Source organism: Pseudomonas sp. IC_126, from assembly GCF_004331835.1.
Lineage (GTDB): Bacteria > Pseudomonadota > Gammaproteobacteria > Pseudomonadales > Pseudomonadaceae > Stutzerimonas.
Genome location: NZ_SJSS01000001.1, coordinates 154,676 through 170,035, shown reverse-complemented (window position 1 = coordinate 170,035; position 15,360 = coordinate 154,676). Strand labels below are relative to the sequence as shown.

15 protein-coding genes are annotated in these 15,360 nt (G+C 61.1%); 4 read left to right on the top strand and 11 right to left on the bottom strand.

The genetic code is table 11. From position 1 onward, the window contains the following. Nucleotides 1-4: 4 nt before the first annotated feature. The 8 genes from E0D86_RS00750 to E0D86_RS00715 all read right to left on the bottom strand — a co-directional run bounded on the left by E0D86_RS00750 (nt 5) and on the right by E0D86_RS00715 (nt 9,328). Nucleotides 5-199 carry a hypothetical protein gene (locus E0D86_RS00750; protein WP_131648074.1) on the bottom strand — a complete coding sequence of 65 codons (195 nt, stop codon included), beginning with the start codon at nt 197-199 and terminating at the stop codon, nt 5-7. A gap of 82 nt (nt 200-281) precedes the next feature. Beyond that, complete coding sequence (gene lysS, locus E0D86_RS00745) at nt 282-1,784, bottom strand: lysine--tRNA ligase (RefSeq protein ID WP_131648073.1); 1,503 nt, start codon at nt 1,782-1,784, stop codon at nt 282-284. Nucleotides 1,785-1,990: 206 nt separating this feature from the next. Then, nucleotides 1,991-3,086 (bottom strand): peptide chain release factor 2 gene (prfB, locus tag E0D86_RS00740; RefSeq protein WP_131648072.1). Its coding sequence is split into 2 segments (ribosomal slippage): nt 1,991-3,013 and nt 3,015-3,086, totalling 1,095 coding nucleotides; the frame shifts between segments, so codons are not numbered across the junction. Between the two features lie 156 nt (nt 3,087-3,242). After that, nucleotides 3,243-3,989, bottom strand: a complete 747-nt coding sequence (locus tag E0D86_RS00735) for a tellurite resistance TerB family protein (RefSeq protein WP_131648071.1) — start codon at nt 3,987-3,989, stop codon at nt 3,243-3,245. A 33-nt stretch (nt 3,990-4,022) separates the two neighbouring features. Continuing rightward, nucleotides 4,023-5,132 (bottom strand): NADH:flavin oxidoreductase/NADH oxidase, encoded by a 1,110-nt coding sequence (locus E0D86_RS00730; protein WP_131648070.1) that lies wholly within the window; start codon nt 5,130-5,132, stop codon nt 4,023-4,025. A 453-nt stretch (nt 5,133-5,585) separates the two neighbouring features. Further along, nucleotides 5,586-7,301 (bottom strand): single-stranded-DNA-specific exonuclease RecJ, encoded by a 1,716-nt coding sequence (recJ, locus tag E0D86_RS00725; RefSeq protein WP_131648069.1) that lies wholly within the window; start codon nt 7,299-7,301, stop codon nt 5,586-5,588. Between the two features lie 33 nt (nt 7,302-7,334). After that, nucleotides 7,335-7,874 carry a YaeQ family protein gene (locus tag E0D86_RS00720; RefSeq protein WP_131648068.1) on the bottom strand — a complete coding sequence of 180 codons (540 nt, stop codon included), beginning with the start codon at nt 7,872-7,874 and terminating at the stop codon, nt 7,335-7,337. A gap of 314 nt (nt 7,875-8,188) precedes the next feature. Next, complete coding sequence (locus tag E0D86_RS00715) at nt 8,189-9,328, bottom strand: GGDEF domain-containing protein (protein ID WP_131648067.1); 1,140 nt, start codon at nt 9,326-9,328, stop codon at nt 8,189-8,191. 213 nt (nt 9,329-9,541) lie between these two features. Here E0D86_RS00715 and E0D86_RS00710 point away from each other — a divergent pair, with 213 nt between their 5' ends. Further along, nucleotides 9,542-9,760 (top strand): bacterioferritin-associated ferredoxin, encoded by a 219-nt coding sequence (locus E0D86_RS00710; protein ID WP_131648066.1) that lies wholly within the window; start codon nt 9,542-9,544, stop codon nt 9,758-9,760. Between the two features lie 197 nt (nt 9,761-9,957). After that, nucleotides 9,958-10,428 (top strand): bacterioferritin, encoded by a 471-nt coding sequence (gene bfr / locus E0D86_RS00705; RefSeq protein WP_131648065.1) that lies wholly within the window; start codon nt 9,958-9,960, stop codon nt 10,426-10,428. Nucleotides 10,429-10,596: 168 nt separating this feature from the next. Here the strand turns inward: bfr and grxD are convergent, their stop codons facing one another. Continuing rightward, nucleotides 10,597-10,923, bottom strand: coding sequence for a Grx4 family monothiol glutaredoxin (grxD, locus tag E0D86_RS00700; protein ID WP_131648064.1), 327 nt, complete (start codon nt 10,921-10,923; stop codon nt 10,597-10,599). A 272-nt stretch (nt 10,924-11,195) separates the two neighbouring features. On the opposite strand from grxD, the gene argF reads away from it, so the two are divergent. Together argF and E0D86_RS00690 are read left to right on the top strand one after the other, a co-directional pair. Then, nucleotides 11,196-12,116 carry an ornithine carbamoyltransferase gene (gene argF / locus E0D86_RS00695; protein WP_131648063.1) on the top strand — a complete coding sequence of 307 codons (921 nt, stop codon included), beginning with the start codon at nt 11,196-11,198 and terminating at the stop codon, nt 12,114-12,116. Continuing rightward, nucleotides 12,113-13,222, top strand: coding sequence for an ABC transporter ATP-binding protein (locus E0D86_RS00690; RefSeq protein WP_131648062.1), 1,110 nt, complete (start codon nt 12,113-12,115; stop codon nt 13,220-13,222). The genes argF and E0D86_RS00690 overlap by 4 nt, the downstream gene beginning before the upstream one ends. Nucleotides 13,223-13,231: 9 nt before the next feature. Here the strand turns inward: E0D86_RS00690 and tadA are convergent, their stop codons facing one another. Together tadA and E0D86_RS00680 are read right to left on the bottom strand one after the other, a co-directional pair. Continuing rightward, complete coding sequence (gene tadA / locus E0D86_RS00685) at nt 13,232-13,747, bottom strand: tRNA adenosine(34) deaminase TadA (RefSeq protein ID WP_131648061.1); 516 nt, start codon at nt 13,745-13,747, stop codon at nt 13,232-13,234. Between the two features lie 68 nt (nt 13,748-13,815). After that, complete coding sequence (locus E0D86_RS00680; protein WP_131648059.1) at nt 13,816-15,186, bottom strand: multicopper oxidase family protein; 1,371 nt, start codon at nt 15,184-15,186, stop codon at nt 13,816-13,818. Nucleotides 15,187-15,360: the final 174 nt, after the last annotated feature.

The window sequence follows — 15,360 nt, the reverse complement described above, 5'->3', positions numbered from 1 at the left end:
CTCGTCAGTGATCCGTAGCCTTCAAACTATACATCAGCGGACCCTCGCGATCCGTGTCCGGTTCGCGAACAGCCTCGCCAGCGATATAAAGCTGTCGGCAGGCGGTGACCGATCTGAAGCCATCGAGCCGGTGGCGATAGATGCAGACGCCATGCGGCAACTGCAGTGATGCGGAGGGTTGGCGTTCGGTGCGGTGCATTTCCGGTTCCGGGGCGACCGCCAGATACATACAGCGGAACAGCACCCGCTCGGCGAAACTCACCGAGCGGGAACAGCCGAGGTCAGACCTCGGGACGCATGTGCGGGAACAGGATCACGTCGCGGATCGACGGCGAGTTGGTCAGCAGCATCACCAGGCGGTCAATGCCGATGCCCTCGCCGGCGGTCGGCGGCATGCCGTATTCCAGCGCGCGGACGAAGTCAGCGTCGAAATGCATGGCTTCGTCGTCGCCGGCGTCCTTATCACGCACCTGCGCATGGAAGCGCTCGGCCTGGTCCTCGGCGTCATTCAGCTCGGAATAGGCGTTGGCGATTTCGCGGCCTCCGATGAACAGCTCGAAGCGGTCGGTGACGCTCGGATCGTCGTCGCTGCGCCGGGCCAGTGGCGACACTTCGAACGGATAGCGAGTGATGAAGTGTGGCTGCTCCAGCTTGTGCTCGACCAGTTCCTCGAAAATCATCACCTGCAGCTTGCCCAGCCCCTCGAAGCCCAACACCTTGGCGCCGGCCTTCTTGGCGATGGCGCGCGCGGTATCGATGTCCTGCAGGTCGGCGGCGCTGATGTCCGGGTTGTATTTCAGGATCGAATCGAACACCGAAAGCCGCACAAACGGCTCGCCGAAGTGGAACACCTTGTCGCCGTAAGGGACGTCGGTGGTGCCCAGAACCAGCTGCGCCAGTTCGCGGAACAGCTCTTCGGTGAGATCCATGTTGTCTTCGTAGTCGGCGTAGGCCTGGTAGAACTCAAGCATGGTGAACTCGGGATTGTGCCGGGTCGAAACGCCTTCGTTACGGAAGTTACGGTTGATCTCAAAGACGCGCTCGAAGCCGCCCACCACTAAACGCTTGAGGTAGAGCTCCGGCGCGATGCGCAGGAACATCGGCAGGTCCAGCGCGTTGTGATGAGTCTCGAACGGCTTGGCCGCAGCGCCGCCAGGAATGGTCTGCAGCATCGGCGTCTCGACTTCCAGGAAGCCGCGCTCGTTGAGGAACTTGCGGATGTGGCCGATCACTTGCGAACGCACGCGGAAGGTGTGGCGGGTTTCTTCGTTGACGATCAGGTCGACGTAGCGCTGGCGGTAGCGCTGCTCGGTGTCGGTCAAGCCGTGGTGTTTGTCCGGTAGCGGACGCAGCGACTTGGTCAGCAACCGCACGTCGGTCATTTCGACATAGAGGTCACCCTTGCCCGAACGCGCCAGGGTGCCCTCGGCGGCGATGATGTCGCCCAGGTCCCAGTGTTTGATAGCTTCCAGGGTCTCGGGTGGCAGTGTCTTGCGGTTGACGTAGACCTGGATGCGCCCGCTCATGTCCTGCAGCACCATGAAGGCGCCGCGGTTGAGCATGATGCGACCGGCGACTTTTACCGGGATCGCCGCTTCTGCCAGCTCTTCCTTGGTCTTATCCGCGTACTTCAGCTGCAAGTCGTTGCAATAGCTGTCGCGACGGAAGTCGTTGGGGAAGACATTGCCCTTGGCGCGCTCGGCGGCCAGTTTTTCCTTGCGCTGAAGGATCAGGCTGTTTTCTTCCTCTTGGATGGCGTGCTGGTTCAGCGGTTGTTCGCTCATAGTTTCAAATGCCTGGCGCGTAATGGTGAATCGAAATGGGTGATCTCGTAGGTGGGGCTGGAGGACGTAGGGTGGGCCGGGCGGCGTTCCGCTTCAGCCCACCAGTATTGCCCGTTCCGGTGGGCTGAAGCCCACCCTACGCTCCGGAATCGCTTCGGCCAGACGCTCCCGCGTCGGGAAGGTCCGTGGCCATCGAATGTTCTGCCTTACAGCCCTTGTTTCAGACTGGCTTCGAGGTACTCGTCAATATCCCCGTCCAGCACCTTGTCGCAGTCGCTGCGTTCTATTCCGGTACGCAGGTCCTTGATCCGCGAAGCATCGAGCACGTAAGAACGAATCTGGTGGCCCCAGCCGATGTCCGACTTGGTGTCTTCCAGCGCCTGGGAGGCGGCGTTGCGCTTCTGCATCTCCTGCTCGTACAGCTTGGCCCGCAGCATTTTCATGGCGGTGTCCTTGTTGGCGTGCTGGGAACGTTCGTTCTGGCAGCTGACCACGGTGTTGGTCGGCACGTGGGTGATGCGCACTGCCGAGTCGGTGGTGTTGACGTGCTGACCGCCGGCACCGGATGAACGGTAGGTGTCGATGCGCAGGTCCGCCGGGTTGATCTCGATCTCGATGTTGTCATCGATTTCCGGCGAAACGAACACAGCCGTGAACGAGGTGTGACGGCGATTACCGGAGTCGAACGGGCTCTTGCGCACCAGGCGGTGCACGCCGATCTCGGTGCGTAGCCAACCGAAGGCATATTCGCCCTTGATGTGCAGCGTGGCGCCCTTGATGCCGGCGACTTCGCCCTCGGACAGCTCCATGATGGTCGCGTCGAAGCCGTGCTTGTCGACCCAGCGCAGGTACATGCGCAGCAGCATGTTGGCCCAGTCCTGAGCCTCGGTACCGCCGGAGCCGGCCTGGATATCGAGGTAGGCGTTGTTGGGGTCCATGTCGCCGCTGAACATGCGGCGGAATTCCAGCCCTTCGAGGATGCCGCGCAGACGGTCCAGCTCGGCGGCGACGTCGTCTACCGCACCTTGGTCGTCTTCTTCGACGGCCATGTCGAGCAGGTCACGGGAGTCGGCCAGACTGCTTGTGAGGTCGTCGATGGTTTCGACGATCAGTGCCAGGGTGGCGCGCTCACGGCCCAGATTCTGGGCGTACTCAGGGTTGTTCCAGACGTTAGGGTCTTCGAGTTCGCGGTTTACTTCGACGAGACGATCATGCTTTTGGTCGTAGTCAAAGATACCCCCGAATTGACTGGGTGCGGTCGGACAGGTCCTTGATGCTGTTGAGGATCGGGTTGATTTCCATAGATAGGCAGCTCTCAAGCGGACGTTTTGAAAAGCCGACGATTATAGCGCAGCAGACTGCGGCTGACAGCCCGTGCGGGATCGCTGGCGCGATGAATGTCAAGCTCGGTTGAAAAGCCAAAAATGGTGGGGCCATAATCAGGCCCCCTGACCGACATTAGGCCGAGACGCCGCGCACCTGGCTTTCCAGTTCGGCTTTCAATCCTGCGTCGAGCTTGAGCTGACGGGCCAGTTCGTCCAGGTAGGCGCGTTCCATGAAGTGCTCTTCGTCGACCATCAGCACACTGGCCAGATACATTTCCGAGGCCATTTCCGGCGTGGTGGCGGCAGCGGCGATCTCGACTGGATCCAGCGGCTTGTTCAGCTCCGCTTCGAGCCAGTGCTGCAGCTCCGGGTCGCCGGTCAGCTGTGCGAACTCTGCCTCGATCATCTTGCGCTCCTGATCGTCGACATGACCGTCAGCCTTGGCCGCCGCGACCAGCGCTCGGAGGATGCCTCGACTGTGCTCTTCCACCTGTTCGGGCGGCAGCCGATCGACCGTCTTCGGTTCGGCCTGCATAGTGCTCGTTCGCGCCGCGCCGGCCTGCTGCGCCTGCCAGTTGCCATAGGCCTTGTAGGCCAGCATGCCGAGTGCGGCCAAGCCGCCATAGGTGACTGCCTTACCACCCATGCGGCGCCCACTCTTGCTTCCCAGCAACATCCCGAGCGCTCCGGCCGCCATCGCGCCACGCCCGCCACCGCCGCCACCTAGAATCCCACCGAGGGAACCACCCGCTCCCGAGAGAATGCCGCCGAGCGAACCGCCGCCTGGGGGATTCGATTGCCGCGAAACCGACCCCTGCTGTTTCTGCAGTAGATCCTGACCGGACTTAAGCAACTGATCGAGCAAACCGCTGGTTTTCATGAGTGTCTCCTGCAAAAAAGAAATGAACCGGATTCAATCGAGCGAATCGGGAACCTGCCGAATCGGCGTATTTCGATGGGCGGCGCGCACGTATTGCGCAGGCCATGGCACTGAGTTATCACGCAGATCTTCGGCGGCATGCAGCGGCCAATACGGATCGCGTAACAGCTCGCGGGCCAGCAGGATCAAATCGGCCTGCCCAGTGCGCAGAATGTGTTCGGCCTGGACCGCCTCGGTGATCATCCCGACGGTACCGGTGGCGATACCCGCCTCGCGCCGGACCTGTTCGGCGAACTGCGTCTGGTAACCGGGCCCAACTGGAATCTCGGCATTGACGGCGGTGCCGCCAGAAGACACGTCGATCAGATCCACGCCTATGGCTTTGAGGCGACGGGCCAGTTCGACGGTTTCTTCGGCGTTCCAGCCGTCCTGCACCCAGTCGGTCGCCGACAGCCGGACGAACAATGGCAACTCTTCCGGCCACACGCCCCTCACCGCCTGAGTCACTTCCAGTAGCAGTCTAATGCGGTTGTCGAACGAGCCGCCGTAGCCATCCTGGCGCTGGTTGGACAAAGGCGACAGGAACTGATGCAGCAGATAGCCATGGGCAGCATGCACTTCGGCGACCTTGAAGCCCGCCGCCAGCGCGCGTTCGGCGGCGCGCACGAAGGCCTGAATGACATCTTTGATCCCCGCCTCGTCCAGCGCAGTAGGCACAGCATGCTCCGGATCGAAGGCAATGGTGGACGGGCCGACCGGCGTCCAGCCGCCAGCAGCGATCGGAACGCTGCCGTGCCGCCCCAGCCAAGGCTGCCAGGTGCTCGCCTTGCGCCCGGCATGGGCCAACTGAATCCCGGCAACCGAGCCTTGAGCATGGAGGAAGCGCGTGATTCGGCGCAGCGGCTCGACATGGTCGTCAGACCAGATGCCGAGATCTTCCGGCGAAATACGCCCGTCGGCGGTAACGGCGGTCGCCTCGATGATGACCAGGCCCGCACCGCCTACCGCCCGGCTGCCCAGATGCACCAGATGCCAGTCGTTGGCCATACCGGCCTTGGCCGAGTACTGGCACATGGGCGAAACAGCAATGCGGTTGGGCAACGTCAACTGGCGCAGAGTGAGTGGTTGGAAAAGCTGTGTCATGGAAACCTCGACTGCGTTGGATGCGGGTTGGACATCCCTCAGTACAGACTGTTTCGACGATCTTGCCTGGTCACGGCTGCGCTTGGTGAATGAATCGGTGACGGCGTGTTGCGGGGTTAATGGTGGACTGGATGTGGCTGCGGGCTAGAAGCGCATGCGTGTTTGGCGTGGGCTCTGCGTAGTGGGTTGCCACGCTCCATCGCCCCAGCCCTCTCCCCGGTGGGGCGAGAGTTAGATCGGTGTTGTTTCGAGCGGCTGCGTGCCTAGCCTGATTATGCTGGAGCGATCGTTTCGCGTGAGGGCAATTTATGCGGCTGCCTTACTGCCCTCGTTCGGTCCAACGCTATAGGCCATGCGAACTCGGACCAGTCCCCTGAGGGAGAGGGCTAGGGTGAGGGGAAAAGGTCGTCACGACACCCAGGCGGCGGATGCCCACGCATCAAAACGCAATACTCAACGCGCCGCGATATGAGCGACCAACAACTGCACGCTTTCGCGCCCGCGAAATTCGTTGACGTCCAGCTTGTAAGCCAGATCCGCCCAGTGCACGTTGGGGTTGGGCCAGATGTCCCGGTCGATATTAAAGGCGATGCCATCTAGGGTCAGAGAGCCGCATTCGCTCTTGAGCACCAACTTCAGGTGCTTTTCGCCGACCAGGCGCTGTTGCACCAACTGAAACACCCCATGGAATACCGGCTCGGGGAAATGCTGCCCCCAGGGCCCCGCATTACGTAGCGCCTTGGCCAGCTCCAGATGAAATTCTTCGATGCTGAGCTGACCATCGGTCAGCAATCGACCGGTGAGGTCGTCCTCGCACAACTGGCGCCGAACCTCGGCATCGAACGCCGCCGCAAAGGTGTCGAAGTTGGCTTGCGGCAACGACAGACCGGCCGCCATCGCATGGCCGCCGAACTTGCTGATCAGACCAGGATGGCGCGCTGCGACTGCATCCAGCGCATCGCGAATATGGAAGCCCGGCACCGAGCGTGCCGATCCTTTCAGAATCCCCTCCCCGGCATCGGCAAAGGCGATCGTCGGGCGGTGATAGCGCTCCTTCAGACGCGAAGCGAGGATGCCGATGACGCCCTGGTGCCAATCCGGCTCGAACAAGCAAAGGCCGAACGGCATGTCCTCGAGCGGCAGATCCTTGAGCTGCGCCAGCGCCTCGCGCTGCATGCCCTGCTCGATGCCCTTGCGATCCTGGTTGAGCTGGTCGAGCTGTACGGCCATGTCGCGCGCCAGTGCTTCGTCTTCACAGAGCAGGCATTCGATGCCCAGCGCCATGTCGTCCAGGCGCCCCGCCGCGTTCAGCCGTGGGCCGAGGATGAAACCAAGATCGGTTGAAGTGATGCGCTTGTGGTCACGTCCGGCGACTTCGAGGATCGCACGCAAGCCGGGGCGCGCCCGCCCCGCGCGAATCCGTGCCAAACCTTGATGCACCAGGATGCGGTTGTTCGCATCCAAAGGGACCACGTCGGCGACGCTGCCCAGCGCCACCAGATCCAGCAGCTCGGCCAGGTTCGGCTCGGCCCAACCATTGCGGTTGAACCAGCCCTTTTCACGCAGCGCCGCGCGTAGAGCCAACAGCACGTAGAAGATCACCCCGACGCCAGCGATGCACTTGCTGGGGAACGCGCATTCCGGCTGGTTGGGATTGACGATGGCATCAGCCGTCGGTAGCTCGTGCCCCGGCAGGTGATGGTCGGTCACCAGCACCTTGAGCCCTGCGGCCTTGGCCGCAGCCACGCCGTCCACGCTGGAGATGCCGTTGTCCACCGTCACCAGCAGGTCGGGCTGACGTTCGAGCGCCACGGCAACGATTTCAGGCGTCAGGCCGTAGCCATATTCGAAGCGATTGGGGACGAGATAATCCACATGGGCGGCGCCAAGCTGACGCAAACCCAGCACACCGACGGTACTGGCGGTGGCGCCGTCCGCATCGAAATCGCCGACGAACAGAATACGCTGACGCTGCTCAAGCGCCTCGGCCAATAGCGACACGGCCGCATCGATGCCCTTCAGTTGGCCATAGGGAATCAGCCGCGCCAGACCCTTATCCAGTTCGGCCACCGACTGAACGCCGCGCGCCGCGTACAGGCGCGTCAGTAGCGGAGGCAGGTCGCCCAGGTCAGGCAGAGTCGCAGGCAATGAACGGTGTTCTATACGCATTTTTCGGTCAACAAATCGAAGGGACAGGAGAACTCAACGCTCGCCGAGCAGCCATTGCAGGGAAACTTCGAACTGGCCGCGCTCGTCGGTGATGAACAGCGTGCCGTCACTGATCATCACGCCCCACTGAATACTGCGCGGCAGATCCTTGACCAGCTCGGCGAGGCTGTCCGACTCGATGGCGGCGATGGACAGGTTCTTCAATCCCTTCACCGCATCGACCACCTTGCCTTGCCAGACCCGCAGGTTGCCGTAGGCCACCAGACTGACACGCTCGGCACGCCGGGAGCACCAGGTCAGGCGTTCGGCATCCGGCTGGCCGACTTCAATCCAGTGCAACACGCGGCCATCCAGGCTCTTTTCCCATAGCGCCGGCTCGTCCACATCGGAAAGCCCTCGGCCGAAGGCCAGCTGCTCGCCGTACCACAGCGCATAGGCGATCAGCCGGATACCCAGGCGCTCCTCGGTTTCGGACGGATGGCGCGCCACGGTGAAGCGCAGGTTTTCGTAAACGCCGCGATCGAGATCGGTCAGGTTGAGTTCGACCTTATAGGGAGTCGCTTGCAGGGCCATGGGAGCGTCACCTGGAAAAAGGGGCGCAGTCTAGCAAACCGCGGCGGCAGGCTGCTGGCTTAACAGGCCGTTGAAAACGTAGGCGAGGCAGGCAAGACAAGGCGCAACGACCAACGGGAGTAACAGCCGCAGGCTGGCCCGAAGGGTGAGCGTAGCGAATCAGACAGACGAGAGACACGGAGTCTAGTGGTCTAGGTGAGCAATACCCACTTCGTTCGCCCTCCGGGCCGCGCTAAAGCGCGTTAGCCGCAAGCGGCTCGCCGAGCCTGTTTTTAACGCAGTACTGCCAACGCAGGTAGTTTTTCAGCGGCCTGTTAAATGGCCACCCGGACACAATTACGCCCCGCCGCCTTGGCCTCATAAAGGGCCCGATCTGCTTCGCCCATTAGGCGGTCCAGGCTGTAGCCGGCACGCGCCGTATCACTCACGCCAATGCTGACACTAAGGATGCCAGACTGACTGAATGGCAGGTTGGCGAACTCGCTGCGGATGCGCTCGGCCACGTCGCGGGCGACCCGGGCATCGGCATCCGCCAGCAGGCAGGCGAATTCTTCACCGCCTATTCGTCCGAAGACATCCTGCCGGCGCATGCGCGACTTCATCACCTGACAAAAGCTGATCAGCGCATGGTCGCCGGCCTTGTGGCCAAAGGTGTCATTGAGGCGCTTGAACTGATCCAGGTCGCAGAGCAGCAACGTCACCTGCTGTCCAGAGTCGCGACAACGCAGCAACAGCCGCTCGCCATGCTCGACGAAGGCCCGCCGATTGCCGATTCCGGTCAACGGATCGCTGAGCGACGCCTGGCGGTACTCCAACTCGGCTCGCTCGCGCACCATAGCCAGAGTCACGAAGGCGATGCCCACTGCGTAGAGCATGGTTTCGAAGATCACCAGAGCGAAGAAGTTGAGCTGCCCGGACGCCTCGAAGGGACGGCCATGATCGAATGGGATGCGCAAGGTATAGACCGCGATATGCATCGCCATCAGCACCAGGGCCGGGTGCAGGGAAACCTGGATCACCTGCCGGCTACGCCACAGTTCCGCCATGGCCAGGCCTATATAAATGATGGTGAACAGCGACAGCGTAGCGATCCGCAACCGCAGCGCATCCGCATCGAAGAAGGCCGGAAACAGACAGAGACCCGCCCAGATCAGTGGAGCAGCAACGATCCCTTGCCAGTGCGGCTCGCGACCGGCGAACACGCGCATTGCCGTCCAGTTGAAGGCCAGCGCCAACACCAGCAGCGAGTTACCCAAGACGATAGGCATCCAGTCGATGCCCATGTTGCGCAGCGCGCCCAGCGCCGTGGAGACGACACCGAGAAAAAGCGTCAGGCAGAGATAACCGAGCGTCGGCTCGCGACGGCCGCTACGCCAGGCCAGGAACATCAAAAGCGCCACCAGCAGCATCACATAGATGTCGGCGACGATGAGGGTTGGGACGCTTAACTGCATGCTGGCACCGGCCTAGCGCCTACCCGGTCGATCGACCCGGATTCTAAAGCGCGAAGAACTTCGCAATTTTAGCGACTCGCCATGCCAATGTCCTGCAATCGGGGAGGCGAAAGCTGACCGTTTGGGTGAAAAACCGCTCGGCCGAGATGCTTTGACAATCATTCTCATTCTGTTTAGCATCGCCGACATCAAACAGGCTCAACGGGTATTTTTATGTACGTCTGTCTTTGCCAAGGTGTAACCGACGGTCAGATCCGTGACGCCATCTATGAAGGTTGCTGCAGCTATCGTGAAGTGCGTGAAGCTACGGGCGTAGCGACTCAATGCGGGAAATGCGCCTGCGTCGCCAAGCAGGTCGTCCGCGAGACCTTGAGCGATATCCAGAGCGCCAACGCCCCCCTCGCCTATCCGGTCGGCTTCGCACCCGCCTGATACAAAATAGTTTTCCCGAGCCGGGCACATGCCCGGCTTTTTTCTGCCTGCAAATCAAGACGTTGCCATCGAGTCGCGGAACAGACTTATTCTTATTCCGGTTTACCCTTTAACATTCAATGACTTAGGTTTGACAGGACCTATCTTCGTGGCCAGACTGCGCGCAATACGCACATGATTCGACGCAGGACACCGACATGAAAGGCGACAAGCTAGTCATCCAGCACCTGAACAAAATTCTCGGCAACGAACTGGTCGCTATCAACCAGTACTTTTTGCATGCCCGCATGTACGAAGACTGGGGTCTGGGCAAGCTCGGCAAGCACGAGTACGAAGAATCCATCGACGAGATGAAGCATGCGGACAAGCTGATCAAGCGCATCCTCTTTCTAGAAGGCCTGCCCAACCTGCAGGACCTGGGCAAGCTGCTGATCGGCGAAAATACCCGTGAAATGCTCGATTGCGACCTCAAGCTGGAACAGGGCGGCGTGCAAGATCTCAAGGTCGCCATCGCTTACTGCGAAAGTGTCGGAGACTACGGTAGCCGCGAATTGCTTGAAGACATCCTTGAGTCAGAGGAAGAGCACATCGACTGGCTGGAAACCCAGCTGAGCCTGATCGACAAGGTCGGTATGGAAAATTACCTGCAGTCTCAAATGGACGAGTAACCATCCTTCTGCTGTAAAAACGGGAGCCATCGGCTCCCGTTTTCGTTTTTGGTGCAAGCCACGATGAGCGCGTCCGGTGGCGGATACCGAAGCTTCCAGCGCCGCGAAATACAGAGTTGCAGCCACAAAAAAACCCGCCGTTTGGCGGGTTTTGACAACGCGTCGCGATCAGGCGCCGGCTTTTTCCACAGCCTGCTTGATCAGCGGCTGCAGCTCACCTTTCTCGAACATTTCCAGAATGATGTCGCTACCACCGACCAGCTCGCCATCGACCCACAGCTGCGGGAAGGTCGGCCAGTTGGCGTACTTCGGCAAGTTGGCGCGAATTTCTGGATTCTGCAGGATGTCGACGTAAGCGAACTTCTCGCCGCAGCCCATAACGGCCTGTGTCGCGCGGGCGGAAAAGCCGCACTGCGGCGCGTTGGGCGAGCCTTTCATGTACAGCAGCACCGGGTTCTTTTCGATCTGCTCTTTGATGGTTTCGATGATATCCATGGGGCACCTCGGCTAGTCACGGTTGGCGCGCATTGTACAGAACAGCGCCATAAAAGCCGAGTCGCGGGCTCGGCTTTTCTCCCCAATCGCTTGCGACCGCTCGCTTGTAGCCCGTATTTCTGGCGCGCCCAGGCCGATTTGCGCCCGCGAAGGCTTTCTGGATAAGATCGCGCCTTTCCCGTTTCGTCGCTTCCCGTGCGACCCCTGTCGTAGGCCTTCTCTTTTCCGTAGAAAACTCTCCGGCCTCGACTGCGGCAATAAAGGTAGTTGATATGAGCGCAAGACACTTTCTCTCACTGATGGACTGCACGCCCCAGGAGCTACTCGGCCTGGTCCGTCGCGGCATCGAGCTGAAGGATCTGCGCCAGCGCGGCATTCTGTTCGAGCCGCTGAAAAACCGCGTCTTGGGGATGATCTTCGAGAAGGCCTCGACACGGACCCGATTGTCCTTCGAGGCCGGCATGATTCAACTCGGCGGCCAGGCGATCTTTCTTTCACCGCGCGATACGCAGCTGGGTCGCGGCGAACCGGTCAGCGATTCGGCCATCGTCATGTCCAGCATGCTCGATGCTGTGATGATTCGCACCTTCGCCCATGCCACGCTCACCGAATTCGCCGCTCACTCAACGGTACCGGTCATCAACGGGCTGTCCGACGATCTGCATCCCTGCCAGTTACTGGCCGATATGCAGACCTTCCACGAACAGCGCGGCAGCATCGCCGGCAAGACGGTAGCCTGGATCGGCGACGGCAATAATATGTGCAACTCTTATATGGAAGCGGCCATCCAGTTCGATTTCCAACTGCGTATCGCCTGCCCGGAAGGCTACGAGCCTGAAGCCGAGCTGCTGACACGGGCCGGTGATCGCGTCCAGCTGGTCCGCGATCCACGTGAGGCCGCCGCAGGCGCTCATCTGATCAGTACCGATGTCTGGGCTTCGATGGGACAGGAAGACGAAGTGGCCGCCCGTATCGCCACCTTCCGCCCCTATCAGGTCAACCGTGCCTTGCTCGACGTCGCCGCCGACGACGTACTGTTCATGCACTGCCTGCCCGCCCATCGTGGCGAAGAAATCAGCCACGACCTGCTCGACGACCCTCGCTCGGTAGCTTGGAGCCAGGCCGAGAATCGCTTGCACGCCCAGAAGGCGCTGCTTGAATTTCTTGTCGAGCCGGCCTATCACCACGCATGAGTTCTCAACCGCTTCTGCACCTTCGCAATTTGGACTGCGGCTATGGCGGCCAGAGCGTCGTGCAGAACCTCAACCTGCACCTCAATCGCGGTGACATCGGCTGCCTGCTAGGGCCATCCGGCTGCGGCAAAACCACCACGCTACGGGCTATCGCCGGTTTCGAACATGTCAACGAAGGCGAGATCCAACTGGGCGACGCCGTCATTTCGCGACAAGGCTTCACGCTCGCGCCGGAAAAACGCCGGATCGGCATGGTGTTCCAGGATTACGCTCTGTTCCCGCACCTGACCGTTGCCGAGAACATCGCGTTCGGCATCCGCAAGCATCCACACCACACACGTATCGTTCGCGAAATGCTCGATCTGGTGCATCTAGCACCGCTCGGCAAGCGCTACCCGCACGAACTGTCCGGTGGCCAGCAGCAGCGCGTCGCCTTGGCCCGCGCACTCGCACCCGAGCCGGAGCTGTTACTACTCGACGAACCCTTTTCCAACCTCGACGGCGACCTTCGGCGCCGCCTGAGTCATGAGGTACGGGAAATCCTCAAGGCACGGGGCACCAGCGCCATACTCGTCACGCATGACCAGGAAGAAGCGTTCGCCGTCAGCGATCAGGTCGGGGTATTCAAGGATGGGCGCTTGGAACAGTGGGACACACCGTACAACCTTTATCACGAGCCGCTGACGCCCTTCGTTGCGAGCTTCATCGGCCAGGGCTACTTTATTCGCGGCCAGCTGGTCGACCCGGAAACGGTCCAGACCGAACTCGGCGTCATACGCGGCAATCGCGCCTACACCATGCCTGCCGGCAGCTCGGTGGATGTCCTGCTGCGCCCGGATGACATCGTTTATTCACCGCAGAGTACGCTCAAGGCACTTATCGTCGGCAAGACCTTTCTCGGCGCCTCCACCCTGTACCGTCTGCAATTACCCACCGGCAACCAGCTCGAAGGCATCTTTCCCAGCCACGCCGACTACCCGACCGGCCAGGAAGTCGGTATCGGCATCGCTGCCGATCATCTGGTGGTGTTTCCCGCGCAGGGCAGCGTCGCGGCTCATGAAAAGCTGCCGGAAGCGGGCGTGCGTCGATATAGCAGCGGCATTTGACCGTGCCGTTTAGCCGTCCAGCGACGTCACGGCGTCACCGCCACGCGCCTTGAGCCGGCGCATCCGGAAGAACTCGCTCAGCGCTTCACTGCATTGCTCTGCCATCACGCCACCCTCGACCAGCACCCGATGGTTGAGAAAATCCTGAGAAAAGAACTGGCCGCGGCTGATCGCGACGCCAGCCTTGGGCTCCGTAGCGCCGTACACTACGCGCTGAATGCGCGAGTGCACGATCAGTCCGGCGCACATGCTGCAGGGCTCCAGCGTCACGTACAGCGTACTGCCTGGCAGACGATAGTTCTGTACCTGTAACGCCGCGTCGCGGATCGCCACCATCTCGGCATGAGCACTGGGATCGTGCCGGGATATCGGACAGTTGAAACCCCGCCCGATGACCTGCCCGTCTTGCACCAGCACCGCGCCTACCGGCACCTCGCCCAGAGCAGCGCCCTGTGCTGCCAGCGCAAGCGCCTCGCGCATGAAATGCTCGTCGCGTGAGCGGTCAATGATTTGTGTTTTTTTCATGATTCGGATTAAGAGCTGAGAGCTGGCTAAAGTCTACAGCCTGCTAGGCTTCACACGCCAAGCTACGTCTATACCACCTCGATTGCCGCCATCAGCCCCGTCTCCATATGGTCAATCACATGGCAGTGGAACATCCAGACGCCCGGATTATCGGCCACCAGCGCGACGCGGGCGGTTTCGTTCTTGCCCAACAGGTAGGTGTCGGTGAACCAGGGTTCGATCTTCTTACGATTGGATGAGATGACCTTGAAGGTCATGCCGTGCAGATGGATCGGGTGCTGATATTGGCTGAGATTGCGTAATTCGAGGATGTAATGGCCGTTGCGTTTCAGGCTCGCAATGGGCCGATCCGCACATGTCTTGTCATTGATATCCCAGGCCTGGCCGTTGACCTGCCAGAAGGTGAACGCATCGCCCTGTCCTGCATCGCTGGATAGCGTACCGGCCCACTCGAAATTGAAGCGCAGAGTTTCGGCCTGCTGCAGGTCCGGCTCGGCAATCGGGTTGGGCGGAAGCGGAGCGGGCCACTCTCCTTCGATCTCGCCAGTGTTGATCGATGCGAGAGTCGCCAGCCGCAGAGGCCCGTTGCGCAGCGAAAGCTGCTCTCCTGCAGGCGGCACCTTCAACGCCAGGTCGACGCGCATGCCCGGCCCCAGCCAATAATCCTTGCCGAACGGACGCGGCTTGATCGGATTGCCATCGAGCGCATAGATACGTGCCTCGCCACCGGAGAGATTCAGTCGATAGGTCAGGGTGTTATCGAGGTTGAGAATGCGCAAGCGCACCACCTGCCCGGCGGGTAGTTCAAGCGTCGGCGCATGCTCGCCATTGACGCTCGAGAGTACGCCCGGTGTGCCGCCGCGGGCGGCTTCGCGCGGTACGCTGAAATCAGTGAAGGCGCCCTGCTTGTCCACATGCCAGCTCTTCAGGCTCAAGGTGCGCTCATGGCGAAAACCACTCGGTTCGCGCTCCTCGACGATCAGCGGCCCAACCAGCCCGCGTCCCAGCTGCTCGGCGCTGGTGGTGTGCGGGTGGTACCAAAAGCTGCCTGCATCATGCACCTGAAACAGATAATCGAACGACTCGCCCGGCAGAACGGGCAACTGCGACACATAGGGAACCCCATCCATGTTCAAAGGCAGACGGATGCCGTGCCAATGGATGGTAGTCGGCTCCGGCAACTGATTGATGAAGCGCACTCGCAGCCAATCACCCTGTCGCGCGCGCAACTCAAAGCCCGGCGCCTGCCCGCCATAAGCCCAGGCGGGCGTGGTATGGCCAGGTACCAGTTCGACATCCAGCGGCGCGGCGATCAGTTCGTAATCGTGCGTGGTGACCTCGGCAGGTCGCCCCAGCCAATAGCGGGCACCACCGGCACCGAGGCCGACGACGCCGAGACCGGCCAAGCCGGCAAGGATTTGTCTGCGGGTGAAGGACATGAGTTGCCACGTCTGCAAAAAAGATGAGAGATTTTCTCACTTGCTAGCCGAATCCGCGAGCCGAGTTTCCATACGGCCGTCGCTTGCGGCGCGACATGATGTCCCGTCCAGCGCTTGGGGATTCATTGCGAGCCCCGGGGCGCTATGCTGTCGCGCTTGATCGACCAACATTCC